Raw genomic sequence first — 15,664 nt, 5'->3', positions numbered from 1 at the left:
GCTTCGGCGCCCGGCTGCTACGCGGGCAGGTGCAGCCTCATCACCTCGATCAGGTGACGTCCGACGTCGTCGAGCGCATCGGTCGACTGCGTCGCGATCGCGAGGATGACGGCCCCTTCGATGGCGGCGACCGTGAGGGTCGCCAGCGAGCGTGCGTCGTCCCGATCGGCGCCGGAGCTGACCAGGCGGTCGGCGAGGATCGTCTGCCAGTCATAAAAGGCCGCGCGCGCCGCCTCCGCCGCCGCCGGCGCTTCGGAGCGACCGAGGACCGCCGCCACGATCGGGCAGCCCGCTTGGAGCTGCGTCGCGGTTAGCTGCGCCTTCCACGCGTCGATGAAGGCCTGGACCGCCTCGGCGGGATCGCCGCCGTCGTCGCCCGACCGGATCACCGCGGTCAGCTCGTCCCCCGCCAGGCGCGTGGCTTCGGCGATGAGCTCGGCCTTGCCGCCGGGAAAGTTCAGGTAGACGGTTCTGCGGGCGACACCGCTGTCCTCCAGCAGCGCGTTGAGGCCCGTTCCGGCCACTCCCCGCCGTCGCACCAATCCGGTGACGCTGGCGATGAGCGCATCCCGCGCCGACATAATTTCGCCGCCTTTCGTTGCACCTAAGGCTTGAACTATACCAATCGGTCTACTAGCCTGAGCGCCATGACCAGCACCAACGAGCAGAAGACGCTGCGAAAGTTCCGCAGGGAACGAGCGATCGGACGCTATCTGCTCAACCCCGCGGTGAAGGGGCTGAGTGCGCTCGGGGTGCGCACCGCCATGGCCACCGAACTGGAAACCATCGGCCGCAAGACCGGCCAGCCGCGCCGTGTTCCGGTGTCGGCCCAATTCGACGACGACGGCGCGTGGGTGATCTGCCAGCACGGCAGCCGCTCCGGCTGGGGCAACAACATCGCCGACAACCCGAATGTCCGTCTGCGACAGGGTAAACGGTGGCGCACCGGGGTCGCGACATTCCGGCCGGACGACGACGTCGTCGCGCGCGCCCGTAAGTTCGGACGGCTGGGGGCCAAGATGGTGAAGGCGTTGGAAACGACGCCCGTGTCGGTGCGGATCGACTTCACCTAGTTGCTAAGCGCCTGGCGCGTACTGCCAGACCGCGTAGTGGCCCGCCGCCATCGTCGGGTTGCACAACATCGTCCGCCCGGCGGCATCGCGTGCGGTGGCGTTCCGCACGGAGCACGCTTGGCCGGCGGTCGGGAGGTTGAAGTAGGCGATTGCCATACCGATCGCGATGATGATCGCGGTGGCGGAAGAGACCATCGCCAACCGGAGGAATCCGAGTTTCCTGTCCGCCTTCTTCTCCGCCATGGCGCGCATGGGTGCTCCTTCCGTCGAATGCCGGATCGCTCGTTCTCGTGAACCGAGCATCGGCGGGAGGGCTTGAGGGATCCTCAATGGATTCTTGGCGGGCGTTTGGGCCGGTGAGCGGGCCAAGTACCGTTATCCGGGTGAGCCAGTCCGACCCCGTCCTGTACAGCGTCGACGCCCGCGTCGCACTCATCACCGTCAACGACCCCGATCGGCGCAACGCCTTCACCGACGAGATGTCGGCGCGGCTGCGGGAGGCCGTGGAGCGGGCCGAAGCCGATCCCGACGTGCACGCCGTCGTGGTCACCGGCGCGGGCAAGGCGTTTTGCGCCGGCGCCGACCTCAGCGCCCTGGGCGCCGCCGGTGCGGGTGCGGCAGAGTCGGGGCTGCGGCGCATCTACGACGGATTCATGGCCGTCGGCAACTGCCGGTTGCCCACGATCGCCGCGGTCAACGGGGCGGCCGTCGGTGCGGGCCTGAACCTGGCTCTGGCCGCCGACGTGCGCATCGCGGGGCCCGGCGCGTTGTTCGACGCCCGTTTTCAAAAGCTCGGCCTTCACCCGGGCGGGGGCGCGACCTGGATGCTGCAACGCGCGGCGGGTCCCCAGGTCGCGCGCGCTGCCCTGTTGTTCGGGATGCGCTTCGACGCCGAATCCGCTGTGCGGCACGGGTTGGCGCTCAGCGTCGCCGACGACCCCGTCGCCGCGGCGCTGGAGCTGGCCGCGGGTCCCGCGGCGGCTCCCCGTGACGTGGTGCTGGCGACCAAGGCGACGATGCGCGCCACGATCAACCCGGGATCGGTCGACACCGAGCAGCACGACCTCGCCATGCGCACGGAGCTGGGCCCGCAGGCGTTCTCCATCCAATCGCCGGAATTCGCAAGCAGATTGGCCGCGGCGCGGCGCCGTTAGCCGCCTACCCCGTCCCGCGGACGTGCGGCATGCCAAGGGGCGTCGCAGTCAGTTAAGTTTCACGTCGAGCACTAGCCGGTGGGATCCCCCGCGCAATGGGTGTGGTCTGCCAGAACCGTTCCGCCGGCGGAGTTCGCCACGGCGGCCGCCTCCGCGTCAGCACGTGTGGCACCCCAGCCGCCGAAGTATCTGGTGTGCGCCGGAGGCATGGCAATCGCCACGCACCCCCCCTGCCCGCTGGCCAAAAGGCGGCAGTCACTGATCGTGCTGCGACAGGCCGACATCACCGTCTTCTCCGCGTCGGATTGGCTGCTTCCCCCAGTGGTGAACTTGATCTTCCCCGTGGAGTCTGAGATCGCCATGGCGATCCACGGGTCGTCGGCATGCGCGAGCGGCGTTGCTGCGAATGCCATGCCGATCGCGATCGCTGCCACTGCTCGTTTCTTCATGGCGCTCCCCGCCCCTTTTCCGTTGCGCTGCGCCGCAGTGGCGCAGGTAAACGCGAGGAGACGATTCTCCCCCTTCGCCGCCTCCGGCGCGAGACCAGCCAGGCGGTCACCGCGCTGACCTGCGCATTTGCCGCGAGTGGCCGGTTTTCAAATCGCGGCGGGGCGCAACCTGTGATACACCATCAAAAGCGCTCGGCGCACCTGAACGGATCCAGAGGGGAACACGAGCATGGTCATCGGACGAGGATTGGTAATTACCACGATGTTCGCCGGTTTAGTCGTCGGCGCAGCCGGGACGGCGTGGGCTGACACGCCGACCATGGACGGCAGCTACACCTTGACCGCGACCACGCCTTCCGGCGGAACCCTGACCACCAGTTGGACCGTCAACTCCTGTGGCGACGGATGCATCTGGATAAAAGCTGGGGCCGGCGGCAGCCAGGCTCGGTTGGTCGACGGCCAATGGGTGCTCGACACGCTCAACAACATCAGTTGCGCGGACGGTTCTTACACTCAGTACGGATCGAATTCGCACATGACGTGGGATCCCAACACCCTCACCGGAACGGCCCAACAAACCTACATCCTGCCCGCCTGCGGCCGACCCGCGGGATACAGCGAGACCGACCAGATAAAGATCGAACAGACCCCCTCGACGTCGGCGACGCCGACGCCGACGTCGACGGCGACGCCGACGTCCTAGAGGTCGAGCAAGGCGGTCTCGGGCGCCTCGATCAGATCCCTTAGCTCGCAGACGAATTGCGCCACCTGAGCGCCATCGGCGACGCGGTGATCGAATACGCACGTCAGGCTCATCGTCGACCGGACAACGACCTCGTCGCCGACGACCACCGGGCGTGGCCTGATCGCTCCCATGCCCAGGATCGCCGCCTCCGGATGGTTGATCACCGGCACGCCGTCGTCCACGCCCAGCGCCCCGAAGTTCGACACCGTGAACGTCGAGCCCAGCAACTGCGCGGGCGTCAGGCTGCCCTCCCGCGCGCCGACGATCAATTCGGCTGTCCGGCTGGCCAGTTCGCGGGTCGTCTTGTTCTGCGCGTCGGTGATCACCGGGACCAGCAGCCCGCGCTCGGTGGCCACGCCAAACCCCAGATGCACGCCGCGATGGACCTGGACCTGCGGGCCCTCGGGCGAGTCGACCCAGGTCGAGTTGAGAATGATGTTGCGGCCCAAGGCGATAACGAGAAGCCGCAGCGTCAGCACGAACGGCGTGATCTCCGGGTGAGCGGGACGACAACGGTCGCGTAGCCGCAGCAGCGCGCTGCAGTCAACGTCGACGCTGACCGTGGCGGCCGGGATTTCCTTGTGCGACAACGCCATCTTCTCGGCCATCCGGGCCTGCACGCCGCGAACCGGCCGAATGTCGGTCCCCGTCCCCTGGGCGGCCGCCAGCACGTCGGCGCGGGTGATGATCTCACCCGCATCGCGCCGGATCGAGGCGAGGTCGACCGCGAGTTCCTTGGCCAGCTTGCGCGCGGGTGGGGCGGCGAGCGGCCGGGCGGCCCGTCGGCTGGCGTCGATGGCCGCGTCGGCGCCGTAGCCGACCAACGTGGGTGCCGCGGCCTCACCGTTGGTGGCGGCGGGCGCGGTGTCGATGCGGACCAGCACCGCGCCGACCTTGAGCACATCGCCCTCGGCCCCATTGGTCTCGACGATTCGCCCGGCATACGGGCTCGGGATTTCCACCTCGGCCTTGGCGGTCTCCACCGAACACAAGACCTGGTTGAGTTCGACCTCGTCGCCGGCGGCGACGTACCAGCACGACACCGTCACCTCTTCCAGCCCCTCGCCGAGGTCGGGAACCCGGAACGGCTTGACCCGCTGGTCGGCGCTCACGGCAGACCCAGCACGCGCTCGACGCAGTCCAGCAGCCGGTCGGGGCCGGGTAACCACAGCCTTTCCAACCGGGCCGGCGGATAGGGCGTGTCAAAACCACAGGCGCGCAACACCGGTGCCTCCAGCTCGTAGAACATCTCCTCCTGGATGCGGGCGGCCAGACCGGCCCCGTAGCCCAGGCTGCGGGGTCCTTCGTGCAACACCACGCAGCGCCCGGTCCGATGGATCGACGCGGCGATCGTGTCGAAGTCGAGCGGGACCAGTGACCGCAGATCGATAACCTCCAGGCTCCAATCGTGTTGGCGCTGCGCATCTTCCGCGGTGGCCACGGCGGTGCTCACCAGGCTGCCATAGGTTATGACGGTCACATCCCGGCCCGGGCGCCGCACCATCGCCTGCCCGATCGGCGGTTCCGGCCGGCTCACGTCGACCAAGCCGCGGCCCTGATAGCGCCGCTTCGGCTCCAGGTACATCACCGGGTCGGGGCAGGCGATCGCATGGCGAAGCAACCAATAGGCGTCGCCCGGGCTTGATGGCACCACCACCTTCAAGCCGGCGGTGTGCGCCCAGTAGGACTCGGTGGAGTCCGAATGATGTTCGGCCGCGCCGATTCCGCCGAACGACGGGATCCGGACCGTGACGGGCATGTTGATCTCGCCACGGGTGCGGGTGTGGTACTTGGCCAGGTGGCTGACCACCTGATCGAAGGCCGGGTAGGAGAATCCGTCGAACTGGATCTCCGGCACCGGGACAAATCCGCGCAGCGCCAGTCCGACCGCGATGCCGATGATGGCCGACTCCGCCAGTGGCGTGTCGAAACACCGCTCCTCGCCGAAGGTTTCGGCGAGCCCTTCGGTCACCCGGAAGACCCCGCCTTCGACGGAGACGTCCTCGCCGAACACCAGGACGCGATCGTCGGCGACCATGGCGTCGTGCAGCGCGCGGTTGAGCGCCTGCACCATCGTCAGTTGTTGCGCTCCGATTGCCGCATCAAGGGCGGGCAGGCCCGGGGGCTCGGCGAGCTGGGTCATTCGAGCCTCCCCAGTTCGGCCAGCAGCTGTTGGCGCTGCGCCTCCAGTCCGGGCGTGATCTCGGCGTACACCGTCGTGAACACCTCGTCGACGTCGAAGTCGGGCGCGTCGAACACCGCGTCGCGCAGTTCGGACCGCATCCGCTTCGCGCGCGCGGTGACCCGCTCCTCCAGGCGTTGCGACCACAGGCCCTCGCCCTGTAAGTACGTGCGGTAGCGGGGGATCGGGTCCAGCGCCGCCCACCGGTCCACTTCGTCCTGGGTGCGGTATCGGCTCGGATCGTCGGAAGTGGTGTGCGGGCCGAGCCGGTAGGTGACCGCCTCGATCAACGTCGGGCCGCCACCGGCCCGGGCGCGGGCGGCGGCCTCGGCCGTCACCGCGTAGCACGCCAGGACGTCGTTGCCGTCCACCCGGACCCCGGGCATTCCGTAACCAATTGCCTTGTGCGCGATGGAAGGTGCGGCCGTCTGCTTGGAGACCGGCACCGAAATCGCCCACTGGTTGTTCTGCACGTAGAACACGCACGGCGTCGCGAAGACGGCCGCGAAGTTCAACGCCTCGTGCACGTCGCCCTCGCTGGTGGCGCCGTCCCCGAGGAAGGCCACCGTCACCGAATCCTCCCTCAGGCGTTGCGCGGCCATCGCCGCCCCGACGGCGTGCAGGGTCTGCGTGCCGATCGCGATCGACATTGGGGCGCAGCATTTCTTGGTGAAATCGAGGCCGCCATGCCACGTTCCCCGCCACGCCGCCCCCACGTGCCCCGGTGGGATGCCGCGCACCAGATAGGCGCCGAGCTCACGGTATTGCGGAAACAGCCAGTCGGTCTTGCGCAGGCACGCCGCGGCGCCGACCTGGGCGGCTTCCTGGCCGCGGCACGACGCGAACAGGGCCAGTTGCCCTTGGCGCTTCAGGTTGACGAACTCGGTGTCGAGCTCGCGGGTGACGACCATCATCTCGTAGAGCCAGCACAGCGTCTCGGGCGGAAGGTCGCGGCCGTAGCGGGGCTCGGCGGTCGGCGTGCCGTCGGCGGCGATGAGCTGGACCGGCTCGAGGTCGACGGTCATCGGCTTCTGAGCGAATTCCGTCATACCGCCTCCTTGGCGATCGCCAGCTACCCGAGAGCCTGCGCTCGCCGCGAGACTGGCGTATCCCCCATTATGCGCCCAAATACGAAGACACTGCGTTGATCACGGCTGGGGCGAAAACGTGTCGCGCTTTACTCCGACGCGGACTCGCCCGCCCGCCGCAGCAACATCTCCGCGTGCTTGAGCACCGGCGAGTCGACCATCTGTCCCTCGAACGCGAACACGCCGCGCTCCGAGCGCGCGGCCGCCAGCACCCGGCGCGCCCAGTCCAGCTTCTCCTCGCTGGGGCGGTAGGCCTCCCGCACGACGGCGACCTGGCTGGGGTGGATGCAGACGGTCGCGTCGAAACCCACGGCGACGGCGTCGTCGGCCTCGGCCCGCAGCCCCTCGATGTCCCGGATGTCCAGATGGACGGCGTCGAGCGCGATCCGGCCGAACGCGGACGCCGCGAGCAGGGCGGCCGACCGCACGTGCCGGGCGACGTCGCGATACGTGCCGTCGGGCAGCCGGCTGGAGCTGCCGCCGAGGGCGGCGACCAGGTCCTCGGCACCCCACATCACGGCGGTGGTGCCCTCGGCCGCGGCGATTTCGGTGACGAACACCGCGCCGCGCGGCGTCTCGATCAGCGCGACCACCTCGCGCGGCGCCAGCGCGGTGACCTGCGCGGCCGATTCGGTCTTGGAGAGCATGACCGTGGTGTAGGCGGTGTCGGCCAGGGCCTCGAGGTCGCGGGCGTACTCGTCGGTGCCGGCGGCGTTGATCCGCACCACGGTGCGCTCGGGGTCCAGCGGGGTCTCCCGTAGCGCCTTGCGGGCGGCGGGCTTGTCGGCCTCGGCCACGCCGTCCTCGAGGTCGAGGATCACGACGTCGGCCGCGGCGGCGGCCTTGGCGAAACGCTCGGGACGGTCGGCCGGGCAGAACAACCAGGCCGGGCCGGCGGCGCGCAGGTGCATCACGACTCCTCTGTGTCTGGCCGCTTTTGTACCAGGGTGCTCCGCACCGCCCGCGCCACCACGTCGCCGTGCTGGTTGCGGCCGGTGTGCTCGAGGGTGACGATGCCCTCGCCGGGCCGGCTCTTCGACTCTCGCTTGTCCGTGCACACGGTCTCGGCGTACAGGGTGTCGCCGTGGAAGACGGGCTTGGGGAACGACACCTCGGAGAAGCCGAGGTTGGCGACGATGGTGCCGAGCGTCAATTGCGCCACCGACAGCCCCACCAGCGTGGAGAGGGTGAACATCGAGTTCACCAGTCGCTCGCCGCGAAAGCCCGGCTGCTCGGCGGCCCACGCCGCGTCCAAGTGCAGCGACTGGGTGTTCATCGTCAGCGTGGTGAACAACACGTTGTCGGCCTCGGTGACGGTGCGACCGGGGCGGTGCAGGTAGGTCGTGCCGACCTCGAACTCCTCAAACCACAAGCCCCGCTGGATAATCGACCGGGGTTCCGTCATGAGCGCCGCTCCTCATCGCTCCGTCCCTCTCGCCGCTGCGCGGCTGGGGGCACCCCCACTGCATCGTCGCCGGCGCGCGTCACGACAGCCCCAGCGATCGCGCGATCAGCATCAGCTGCACTTCCGTGGTGCCTTCACCGATCTCGAGGATCTTGCTGTCGCGGTAGTGGCGCGCCACCGGATATTCGTTCATGAAGCCGTAGCCGCCGTGGATCTGCGTGGCGTCGCGGGCGTTGTCCATGGCGGCCTCGGAGGAGACCATCTTCGCGATCGCCGCCTCCTTCTTGAAGGGCTTGCCCCCCAACATCTTCGCGGCCGCCTCGTAGTACGCGGTGCGCGCGACGTGGGCGCGAGCTTCCATCCGCGCGATCTTGAAGCTGATCGCCTGATACGAGCCGATCGGCTGGCCGAACGACTGGCGTTCCTTGGCGTACTTGACGCTTTCGTCGACGCAGCCCTGCGCGACCCCGGTCGCCAGCGCGGCGATCGCGATGCGGCCCTCGTCCAGGATGGACAGGAAGTTCGCGTAGCCGGTCCCGCGGGCGCCAAGCAGGTTCTCCTCCGGGACGCGGGCGTCGGCGAAGCTCAGCGGATGGGTGTCCGACGCGTTCCAGCCGACCTTGTTGTAGACCGGCTCCACGGTGAAACCCGGTGTGCCGCTGGGCACGATGATCGTCGAGATCTCCTTCTTGTCGCCCGCGAGCGTTCCGGTGACCGCCGTGACGGTGACCAGCGAGGTGATGTCGGTGCCGGAGTTGGTGATGAACTGCTTGCTGCCGTTGATCACCCACTCCCCGTCGTCGAGGCGGGCGGTGGTGCGGGTGGCGCCCGCGTCGGAGCCGGCACCCGGCTCGGTGAGCCCGAAACCCGCCAGCGCTCGGCCGGCGGTCAGGTCCGGCAGCCATTTCTGCTTCTGCTCCTCGGTGCCGAACCGGTAGATCGGCATCGCACCGAGCCCGACGCCGGCCTCCAGCGTGATGGCCACCGACTGGTCGACCTTGCCGAGCTCCTCGAGCGCGAGCGCAAGCGCGAAGTAGTCGCCGCCCATGCCGCCGTACTCCTCAGGGAAGGGCAGCCCGAACAGGCCCATCTCGGCCATCTTGGCGACGACCTCGTACGGGAAGCTGTGTTCCTCATCGTGTTTGGCCGACACCGGCGCGACCACGGTCCGCGCGAAGTCGGCGACGGTGTCGCGAAGGTCCTCGTATTCCTTGGGTAACGTTCCCGCCGTAATCGTTGTCGTCATGATCCGTCCTTAATTCGAGCCAGCACCTGATCGACTTTCACCTGATCGCCGACCGACACCAGCAGCTCCGCTCGGCCCGAAACCGGTGCGGGCAGAGAATGTTCCATCTTCATCGCCTCGACGACGACGATCACGTCGCCCTCGGAGACCTCGTCGCCGGAGCTGACCTGCACGGCAATCACGTTGCCGGGCATGGGACTGACAACCTCGGCCGGTCGCACGCCCGCCGCGCGGTGAATCTTGTGCTCCTCGGCCTCGCGCAGGTGCCAGGTTCCCCGCTCGTCGGCGATCCACAGGTGCCGGTCGGCCTCGGCCCACCAGTAGTCCCGGCGCCGCCCGCCCAGCGTCGCGCTCATCCGTGCGCCGTCGAGTTCGGCACCGGCGGAAACGATCTCACCGTCGCCGACCTGAACCAGGGCGGCCTCGGGCATTCCCCACACCGACACCGTCTCGCTGCGCAGCGGGGTCCGCATCGCGGTGCGCACCGGCGCGGCGCCACCGCCGACCCGCCATCCCGTCGGCAGCGCCCACGGGTTGCCCCGGCCGCGGCGCGCCAGAACCCACTGGCGGTAGAGCCCGCCGGCGGCGAGCACGTCGTCGGGCGCCGGCGCCGGCGCGAAGTCCGCCAGCCGCTCGTCGAGCAGCGCGGTGTCCAGATCACCCGCACGCACCCGCTCGTCGGCCAGCAGGAAGCGGAGGAATTCGACGTTGGTCTGGACGCCGAGGATCACGGTTTGCGTTAGTGCCCGATCGAGTTTCGCGAGCGCCTCCTCGCGGTCGTTGCCGTGGGCGATCACCTTGCTCAGCATCGGGTCGTAGTCGCTGCCGACCAAAGTGCCGGCGAGCAGCGACGAGTCCACCCGCACACCGGCGCCCGACGGTTCGAACACCGCCAGCACCTCGCCGCCGGTGGGCAGGAACCCGCGCGCCGGATCCTCCGCGTACACGCGGGCCTCGATCGCGTGCCCGCGCAATTCGACGTCGTCCTGGGCGAACGCCAGCTTCTCGCCGGCGGCCACCCGCAGCTGCCACTCCACCAGGTCCAGGCCGGTGACCGCCTCGGTGACCGGATGCTCCACCTGCAGGCGGGTGTTCATCTCCATGAAGAAGAACTCGTCGGGACGATCCGCGGAGACGATGAACTCCACCGTCCCGGCGCCGACGTAATCCACGCTGCGGGCGGTGTTGCAGGCCGCGGCGCCGATCCGCGCCCGCGTCGCGGGATCGAGCAGCGGCGAGGGCGCCTCCTCGATGACCTTCTGGTGGCGCCGTTGCAGGCTGCACTCGCGCTCGCCCAGATGGACCACGTTGCCGTGGGTGTCGGCGAGCACCTGCACCTCGATATGCCTGGGCCGCAACACAAACCGCTCAAGGAACAGCGTGTCGTCGCCGAACGAGGAGGCGGCCTCCCGTCGCGCGCCCACCAGCGCGTCGCGCAGCCGCGCGGGCTCCTCGACCAGCCGCATGCCCTTACCACCGCCGCCGGCGGACGGCTTGATCAACACCGGATAGCCGATCTCGTCGGCGGCGGCGGCGAGTTCGTCATCGGTCAGGCCCGGCTTGGCCACCCCGGGCACCACCGGGACGTCGAACGCGGCCACGGCGTTCTTCGCGGTGATCTTGTCGCCCATCACCTCGATCGCGCGCGGCGGCGGGCCCAGGAACACCACGCCGGCGCGCTCGCACGCCGCGGCGAAATGCGCGTTCTCCGATAGGAACCCGTAGCCCGGGTGGATCGCCTGCGACCCGGTGCGCACCGCGGCGTCGACAACCTTGTCGATGTCGAGGTAGCTTTCGCGGGCCGCGGCGGGGCCCAGGCGCACGGCCGTGTCGGCCTCGAGCACGTGCCGCGCGGCGGCGTCGGGGTCGCTGTAGACGGCGACCGACCGGATGTCCAGCCGTCGCAACGTGCGGATCACGCGCACCGCGATCTCGCCGCGGTTGGCCACTAATACGGTGTCGAACATCGCCTCACATCCGAAAGACGCCGTAGGAGACGGGTTCCAGCGGCGCATGGGCGCACGCCGAAAGGGCTAGCCCAAGAATCGTTCTGGTGTCGGCCGGGTCGATGATGCCGTCGTCCCACAATCGCGCCGTCGAGTAGTACGGGTTGCCCTGGTCCTCGTACTGCGCCCGGATGGGCGCCTTGAACGCCTCCTCGTCGTCGGCCGACCACGGCTTGCCCGCCGCGCTGAGCTGCTCGCCGCGCACCGTCGCCAGCACCGATGCGGCCTGCTCGCCGCCCATCACCGAGATGCGGGCGTTGGGCCACATCCACAGGAAGCGTGGCGAATACGCGCGTCCACACATCGAGTAGTTGCCCGCCCCGTAGGAGCCGCCGATGACGACGGTCAGCTTGGGCACCCGGGCGCAGGCCACGGCCGTGACCATCTTGGCGCCGTGCTTGGCGATGCCACCGGCCTCGTAGTCGCGGCCGACCATGAACCCGGCGATGTTCTGCAGAAACAGCAGCGGAATCCTGCGCTTGTCGCACAGCTCGATGAAATGCGCGCCCTTCAAGGCCGATTCGCTGAACAGCACGCCGTTGTTGGCGACAATGCCCACGGGATGGCCCTGAATGCGCGCGAAGGCCGTCACCAGCGTCTTGCCGTAATTGGCCTTGAATTCGCTGAATTCGCTGCCGTCGACCAGGCGCACGATCACCTCGTGCACGTCGTAGGGCACGCGCGGATCCGGTGGCACCACGTCGTAGAGCTCCGCCTGCGCGTGCCTGGGCTCGACGGACGGTTGCACCTCCCACTGGGCGGGCTCGCGCGGCCCGAACGTGGCCGTGATCGAGCGGACGATCCGCAGCGCGTGCTCGTCGTCGTCGGCGAGGTGGTCGGTGACGCCGGAAACCCGCGAGTGCAGGTCGCCGCCGCCGAGTTCCTCGGCCGAGACGATCTCACCAGTGGCGGCTTTGACCAACGGCGGGCCGCCGAGAAAGATGGTGCCCTGCTCGCGCACGATGACGGCCTCGTCGCTCATCGCCGGCACGTAGGCGCCGCCCGCCGTGCACGATCCCAACACCGCGGCCACCTGCGGGATCCCCTTGGCGCTCATGGTCGCCTGGTTGTAGAAGATCCGGCCGAAGTGCTCGCGGTCGGGAAAGACCTCGTCCTGGCGCGGCAGGAACGCGCCGCCGGAGTCGACCAGGTAGATGCACGGCAGCCGATTCTGCAACGCGACTTCCTGCGCGCGCAGGTGCTTCTTGACCGTCATCGGGTAGTAGGTGCCGCCCTTGACGGTCGCATCGTTGGCGACGATCACGCACTCGCGCTCGGATACCCGGCCGATCCCGGTGATGATCCCGGCTCCCGGGGACTCGTCGTCGTACATGCCACCGGCCGCCAGCGGGGCCAGCTCCAAAAACGGGCTGCCGGGGTCGAGCAGGCGGTCCACCCGCTCGCGGGGCAGCAGCTTGCCGCGGCTGACGTGGCGTTCCCGCGCGCGTTCGTTGCCGCCCAGCGCGGCGGCGGCCAGCTTGGCGTTCAATTCGGCGACCAGCCGCCGGTGCTCGTCGGCGAACGACGGCGCGGTGGTGACGGCGGTGCTCATGTGGGCCTCCCGGTGGTCGCCGGCATAAGGGGCGGTTCGGTTTTGGCGATCACTTCGTCGACCGAGACCTCACGCCGGAGTCGACAAGCGCCGAGATCAGCGCCTCCGGGATGCCGCAGAACCCGAATCCACCGACCGCCAAGGACGACCCGTCGGTTATGTCGGCCACGGCGTCGGCAGCCGCCGTAGGTGAGGTGACCACCTTGTCCATCGCCGCAGCAGCCTCCCAATTTCAGTTAATCCTCATTAACTGGCGCGAGAATACCATCGCCGAGCACGCCGCGTCCAGGGAGGCAACGAACGCTCAGTCCTGGGCACGCAGGTACTCGATCGCTTGCTCGCGCATCTCGGTCTTGCGCACCTTGCCGGTGACGGTCATCGGGAACTCGTCGACGATCCGGAGGTAGCGCGGGACCTTGAAGTGCGCGATCCGCCCGGCGCAGAACTCGCGCAGGCCCTCGATGGTCAGCGGCGGCGCTCCGGCGCGCAGCATCACCACCGCCATGACCTCCTCGCCATACCGTTCGTCGGGCACCCCGATGACCTGGGCGTCGACGACATCGGGGTGGGTGTACAGGAACTCCTCGATCTCGCGCGGGGAGATGTTCTCGCCGCCGCGGACGATGAGGTCCTTGATGCGACCGGTGATCTGGACATAACCGCATTCGTCCATCACGGCCAGGTCCCCGGTGTGCATCCAGCCGTCCGCGTCGATGACCTCGGCGGTCCGCACCGGATCGTTCCAATACCCGGCCATCACCGAATAGCCCCGCGTGCAGAACTCACCCGCCACCCCGCGCGGCACGGTCCCGCCCGTCGCGTCCACCACCTTGACCTCCAGGTGCGGGCCCACCCGGCCGACCGTCGCGACCCGCCGTTCCAGTGAGTCGTCGGTGCGCGTCTGGGTTGACACCGGCGATGTTTCGGTCATGCCGTAGCAGATGGAGACGCCCGGCATGTGCATGCGCTCGATCACCTTGCGCATCACCTCGACCGGGCACGGGGAGCCGGCCATGATCCCGGTGCGCAGGCTGCCCAATTCGTAGTCGTCGAAGTCCGCCAGGCCGAGCTCGGCGATGAACATGGTCGGGACGCCGTAGAGGCTGGTGCAGCGTTCGGCCTGCACCGCTCGCAGCGTGGCGGCCGGGTCGAAACCCGGCGCCGGAATCACCATGCACGCGCCGTGACTGGTGGCCGCCAGGTTGCCCATCACCATGCCGAAGCAGTGGTAGAAGGGCACCGGGATGCAGATCCGATCCCGCGCGGTGTACCCGAGCAGCTCGCCGACCAGGTAGCCGTTGTTCAGGATGCTGCGGTGGGTCAGCGTCGCCGCCTTCGGGTATCCCGTTGTGCCGGAGGTGTATTGGATGTTGATCGGGTCGCGGCAATCCAGGGCGGTCCCGATCTTCGCCAGCCTTGCCGGGTCGGCGTCGGTGCCGGCCAGCTCGTCCCACCACTCGCCGTCCAGGAGCACCACGTCGCGTAGGTCCGGGCAGTGTGGCGCCACCTCGCGCAGCATGGCGGCGTAGTCGGTGGTCTTGAAATCGCGGGCGGCGATCACCATCGCGACCCCGGATTGCCTTAGCGCATAGTCCAATTCGCGTTCTTGGTAGGACGGGTTGACGGTGACCAGCGTCGCGCCGATCTCCGCGGTCGCGTACTGGACGAGCACCCACTCCCACCGGTTGGGCGCCCACATCCCGACGCGATCGCCCCGGCGAATTCCGGTGCGTGCCAATCCCGTCGCCAACCCGCGCACGGAGGATAGAAATTCGGCGTAGCTCCAGCGTCGCCCCGCGGCCACGTCGACCAGTGCGTCGCGTTGCGGGTGCGCGGCGGCCGTGGCGGCGAGGTTGGCCCCGATCGTCATTTCGAGCAACGGCGGATCGCTCGGCCCCCGGTCGTATGAAAGGTGTGCCACGGCTCCTCCGGCTGGTTCGGTTACCTAAGGTAAACCCTTCTCGGACATCTGTAACCGGGCCGCGCTCGTGCTAAGTTAGTGACGATTAACCGAACGGACGAGCTGTGGACGGAGGCCCGTCGTGACTGCATCCGCGCCGGAGGGCCGGCCCGCCCAGGCCGACGCCCCGAATCGTCGGAGCCAGTTGAAATCCGACCGGCGCTTGCAACTCCTGTCGGCCGCCGAACGGCTCTTCGCCGAGCGCGGCTTCCTGGCGGTGCGGCTTGAAGACATCGGCGCGGCCGCAGGGGTCAGTGGCCCGGCGATCTATCGCCACTTCCCCAACAAGGAGTCGATGCTGGTCGAGTTGCTGGTGGGGATCAGCACCCGGCTGCTCGCCGGCGCCCGCAGCGCGCGAGCACGCAACCCCGACGCGGCCGCCGCGTTGGACGAGCTCATCGACTTCCACCTCGACTTCGCCCTGGGTGAACCCGACCTGATCCGGATCCAGGATCGCGACCTGGCGCACCTGCCCGAGGCCGCCGAAAAGCAGGTCCGCAAGGCGCAGCGCCAATATGTCGAGGTCTGGGTGGGGGTGCTGCGCGAGCTCGATCCCAAGCTGGCCGAGGCCGACGCCCGGCTGACCGCCCACGCGGTGTTCGGCCTGCTGAACTCGACACCGCACAGCATGAAGTCGCCGGACGATACGCGGTCGCGACCCGCTCGTGCCACGCGATCGCGCGCGGTCATGCGGGCGATGACGGTCGCCGCGCTGAGCGCCGCCAATTCTTGCCCCTGAGTCGCGTACTCCGGAGTCTCACCGCCGAACCGCCCGGCCCAGGTACCCTGCAAGCCATGAGGTGG

Annotated in this window: 16 protein-coding genes and 1 pseudogene; 4 read left to right on the top strand and 13 right to left on the bottom strand. The window is 68.9% G+C overall.

Features of this window, described 5'->3' with window-relative positions; translation table 11 throughout:
- Nucleotides 1-17: 17 nt before the first annotated feature.
- Complete coding sequence (locus A5706_RS22625; protein ID WP_068135560.1) at nucleotides 18-581, bottom strand: TetR/AcrR family transcriptional regulator; 564 nt, start codon at nucleotides 579-581, stop codon at nucleotides 18-20.
- A gap of 66 nt (nucleotides 582-647) precedes the next feature.
- Here A5706_RS22625 and A5706_RS22620 point away from each other — a divergent pair, with 66 nt between their 5' ends.
- Nucleotides 648-1,073 (top strand): nitroreductase/quinone reductase family protein, encoded by a 426-nt coding sequence (locus A5706_RS22620; RefSeq protein WP_068135557.1) that lies wholly within the window; start codon nucleotides 648-650, stop codon nucleotides 1,071-1,073.
- Between the two features lie 3 nt (nucleotides 1,074-1,076).
- On the opposite strand, the gene A5706_RS22615 is transcribed toward A5706_RS22620, so the two are convergent.
- Entirely contained in the window at nucleotides 1,077-1,325 is a 249-nt protein-coding gene (locus tag A5706_RS22615; protein WP_082964556.1) for a hypothetical protein, read from the bottom strand.
- Nucleotides 1,326-1,456: 131 nt separating this feature from the next.
- Here A5706_RS22615 and A5706_RS22610 point away from each other — a divergent pair, with 131 nt between their 5' ends.
- Entirely contained in the window at nucleotides 1,457-2,227 is a 771-nt protein-coding gene (locus A5706_RS22610) for an enoyl-CoA hydratase (protein WP_068135554.1), read from the top strand.
- A 71-nt stretch (nucleotides 2,228-2,298) separates the two neighbouring features.
- On the opposite strand, the gene A5706_RS22605 is transcribed toward A5706_RS22610, so the two are convergent.
- Nucleotides 2,299-2,676 carry a DUF4189 domain-containing protein gene (locus A5706_RS22605; protein WP_068135551.1) on the bottom strand — a complete coding sequence of 126 codons (378 nt, stop codon included), beginning with the start codon at nucleotides 2,674-2,676 and terminating at the stop codon, nucleotides 2,299-2,301.
- A 262-nt stretch (nucleotides 2,677-2,938) separates the two neighbouring features.
- On the opposite strand from A5706_RS22605, the gene A5706_RS22600 reads away from it, so the two are divergent.
- The gene (locus A5706_RS22600) at nucleotides 2,939-3,379 is read left to right on the top strand and encodes a hypothetical protein (protein ID WP_068135549.1); all 441 of its coding nucleotides are present in this window, start codon (nucleotides 2,939-2,941) and stop codon (nucleotides 3,377-3,379) included.
- Here A5706_RS22600 and A5706_RS22595 read toward each other — a convergent pair.
- The 10 genes and pseudogenes from A5706_RS22595 to A5706_RS22555 form a co-directional block, all read right to left on the bottom strand.
- A complete protein-coding gene (locus A5706_RS22595) occupies nucleotides 3,376-4,533 on the bottom strand; it encodes a dihydrolipoamide acetyltransferase family protein (RefSeq protein WP_068135546.1) in 1,158 nt (385 codons plus the stop codon). The two genes, A5706_RS22600 and A5706_RS22595, sit on opposite strands and share 4 nt — an antisense overlap.
- Complete coding sequence (bkdB, locus tag A5706_RS22590) at nucleotides 4,530-5,564, bottom strand: 3-methyl-2-oxobutanoate dehydrogenase subunit beta (RefSeq protein WP_068135544.1); 1,035 nt, start codon at nucleotides 5,562-5,564, stop codon at nucleotides 4,530-4,532. The genes A5706_RS22595 and bkdB overlap by 4 nt, the downstream gene beginning before the upstream one ends.
- Nucleotides 5,561-6,652 carry a pyruvate dehydrogenase (acetyl-transferring) E1 component subunit alpha gene (gene pdhA / locus A5706_RS22585; RefSeq protein ID WP_068135540.1) on the bottom strand — a complete coding sequence of 364 codons (1,092 nt, stop codon included), beginning with the start codon at nucleotides 6,650-6,652 and terminating at the stop codon, nucleotides 5,561-5,563. The genes bkdB and pdhA overlap by 4 nt, the downstream gene beginning before the upstream one ends.
- 128 nt (nucleotides 6,653-6,780) lie before the next feature.
- The gene (locus A5706_RS22580) at nucleotides 6,781-7,602 is read right to left on the bottom strand and encodes a CoA ester lyase (protein ID WP_068135538.1); all 822 of its coding nucleotides are present in this window, start codon (nucleotides 7,600-7,602) and stop codon (nucleotides 6,781-6,783) included.
- Complete coding sequence (locus A5706_RS22575; protein WP_068135535.1) at nucleotides 7,602-8,096, bottom strand: MaoC family dehydratase; 495 nt, start codon at nucleotides 8,094-8,096, stop codon at nucleotides 7,602-7,604. The genes A5706_RS22580 and A5706_RS22575 overlap by 1 nt, the downstream gene beginning before the upstream one ends.
- A gap of 79 nt (nucleotides 8,097-8,175) precedes the next feature.
- Nucleotides 8,176-9,342 carry an acyl-CoA dehydrogenase family protein gene (locus A5706_RS22570; RefSeq protein ID WP_068135532.1) on the bottom strand — a complete coding sequence of 389 codons (1,167 nt, stop codon included), beginning with the start codon at nucleotides 9,340-9,342 and terminating at the stop codon, nucleotides 8,176-8,178.
- On the bottom strand, nucleotides 9,339-11,309 hold the full coding sequence (locus A5706_RS22565) for an acetyl/propionyl/methylcrotonyl-CoA carboxylase subunit alpha (protein ID WP_068135528.1): 1,971 nt from the start codon (nucleotides 11,307-11,309) through the stop codon (nucleotides 9,339-9,341). The genes A5706_RS22570 and A5706_RS22565 overlap by 4 nt, the downstream gene beginning before the upstream one ends.
- A 4-nt stretch (nucleotides 11,310-11,313) precedes the next feature.
- Nucleotides 11,314-12,900, bottom strand: a complete 1,587-nt coding sequence (locus A5706_RS22560; RefSeq protein ID WP_068135525.1) for a carboxyl transferase domain-containing protein — start codon at nucleotides 12,898-12,900, stop codon at nucleotides 11,314-11,316.
- A 55-nt stretch (nucleotides 12,901-12,955) separates the two neighbouring features.
- Nucleotides 12,956-13,111 (bottom strand): annotated as a pseudogene (locus A5706_RS32525) (CoA-transferase); the annotation flags it as partial.
- A 93-nt stretch (nucleotides 13,112-13,204) separates the two neighbouring features.
- Nucleotides 13,205-14,770, bottom strand: a complete 1,566-nt coding sequence (locus A5706_RS22555) for an AMP-binding protein (RefSeq protein ID WP_082964558.1) — start codon at nucleotides 14,768-14,770, stop codon at nucleotides 13,205-13,207.
- A 172-nt stretch (nucleotides 14,771-14,942) separates the two neighbouring features.
- Here A5706_RS22555 and A5706_RS22550 point away from each other — a divergent pair, with 172 nt between their 5' ends.
- Nucleotides 14,943-15,599 carry a TetR/AcrR family transcriptional regulator gene (locus tag A5706_RS22550; protein WP_082964555.1) on the top strand — a complete coding sequence of 219 codons (657 nt, stop codon included), beginning with the start codon at nucleotides 14,943-14,945 and terminating at the stop codon, nucleotides 15,597-15,599.
- The last annotated feature ends 65 nt before the right edge of the window (nucleotides 15,600-15,664 follow it).

This window comes from Mycobacterium sp. E796, from assembly GCF_001672815.1.
GTDB lineage: Bacteria > Actinomycetota > Actinomycetes > Mycobacteriales > Mycobacteriaceae > Mycobacterium.
This window is presented reverse-complemented; position numbering and strand designations above follow the sequence as displayed.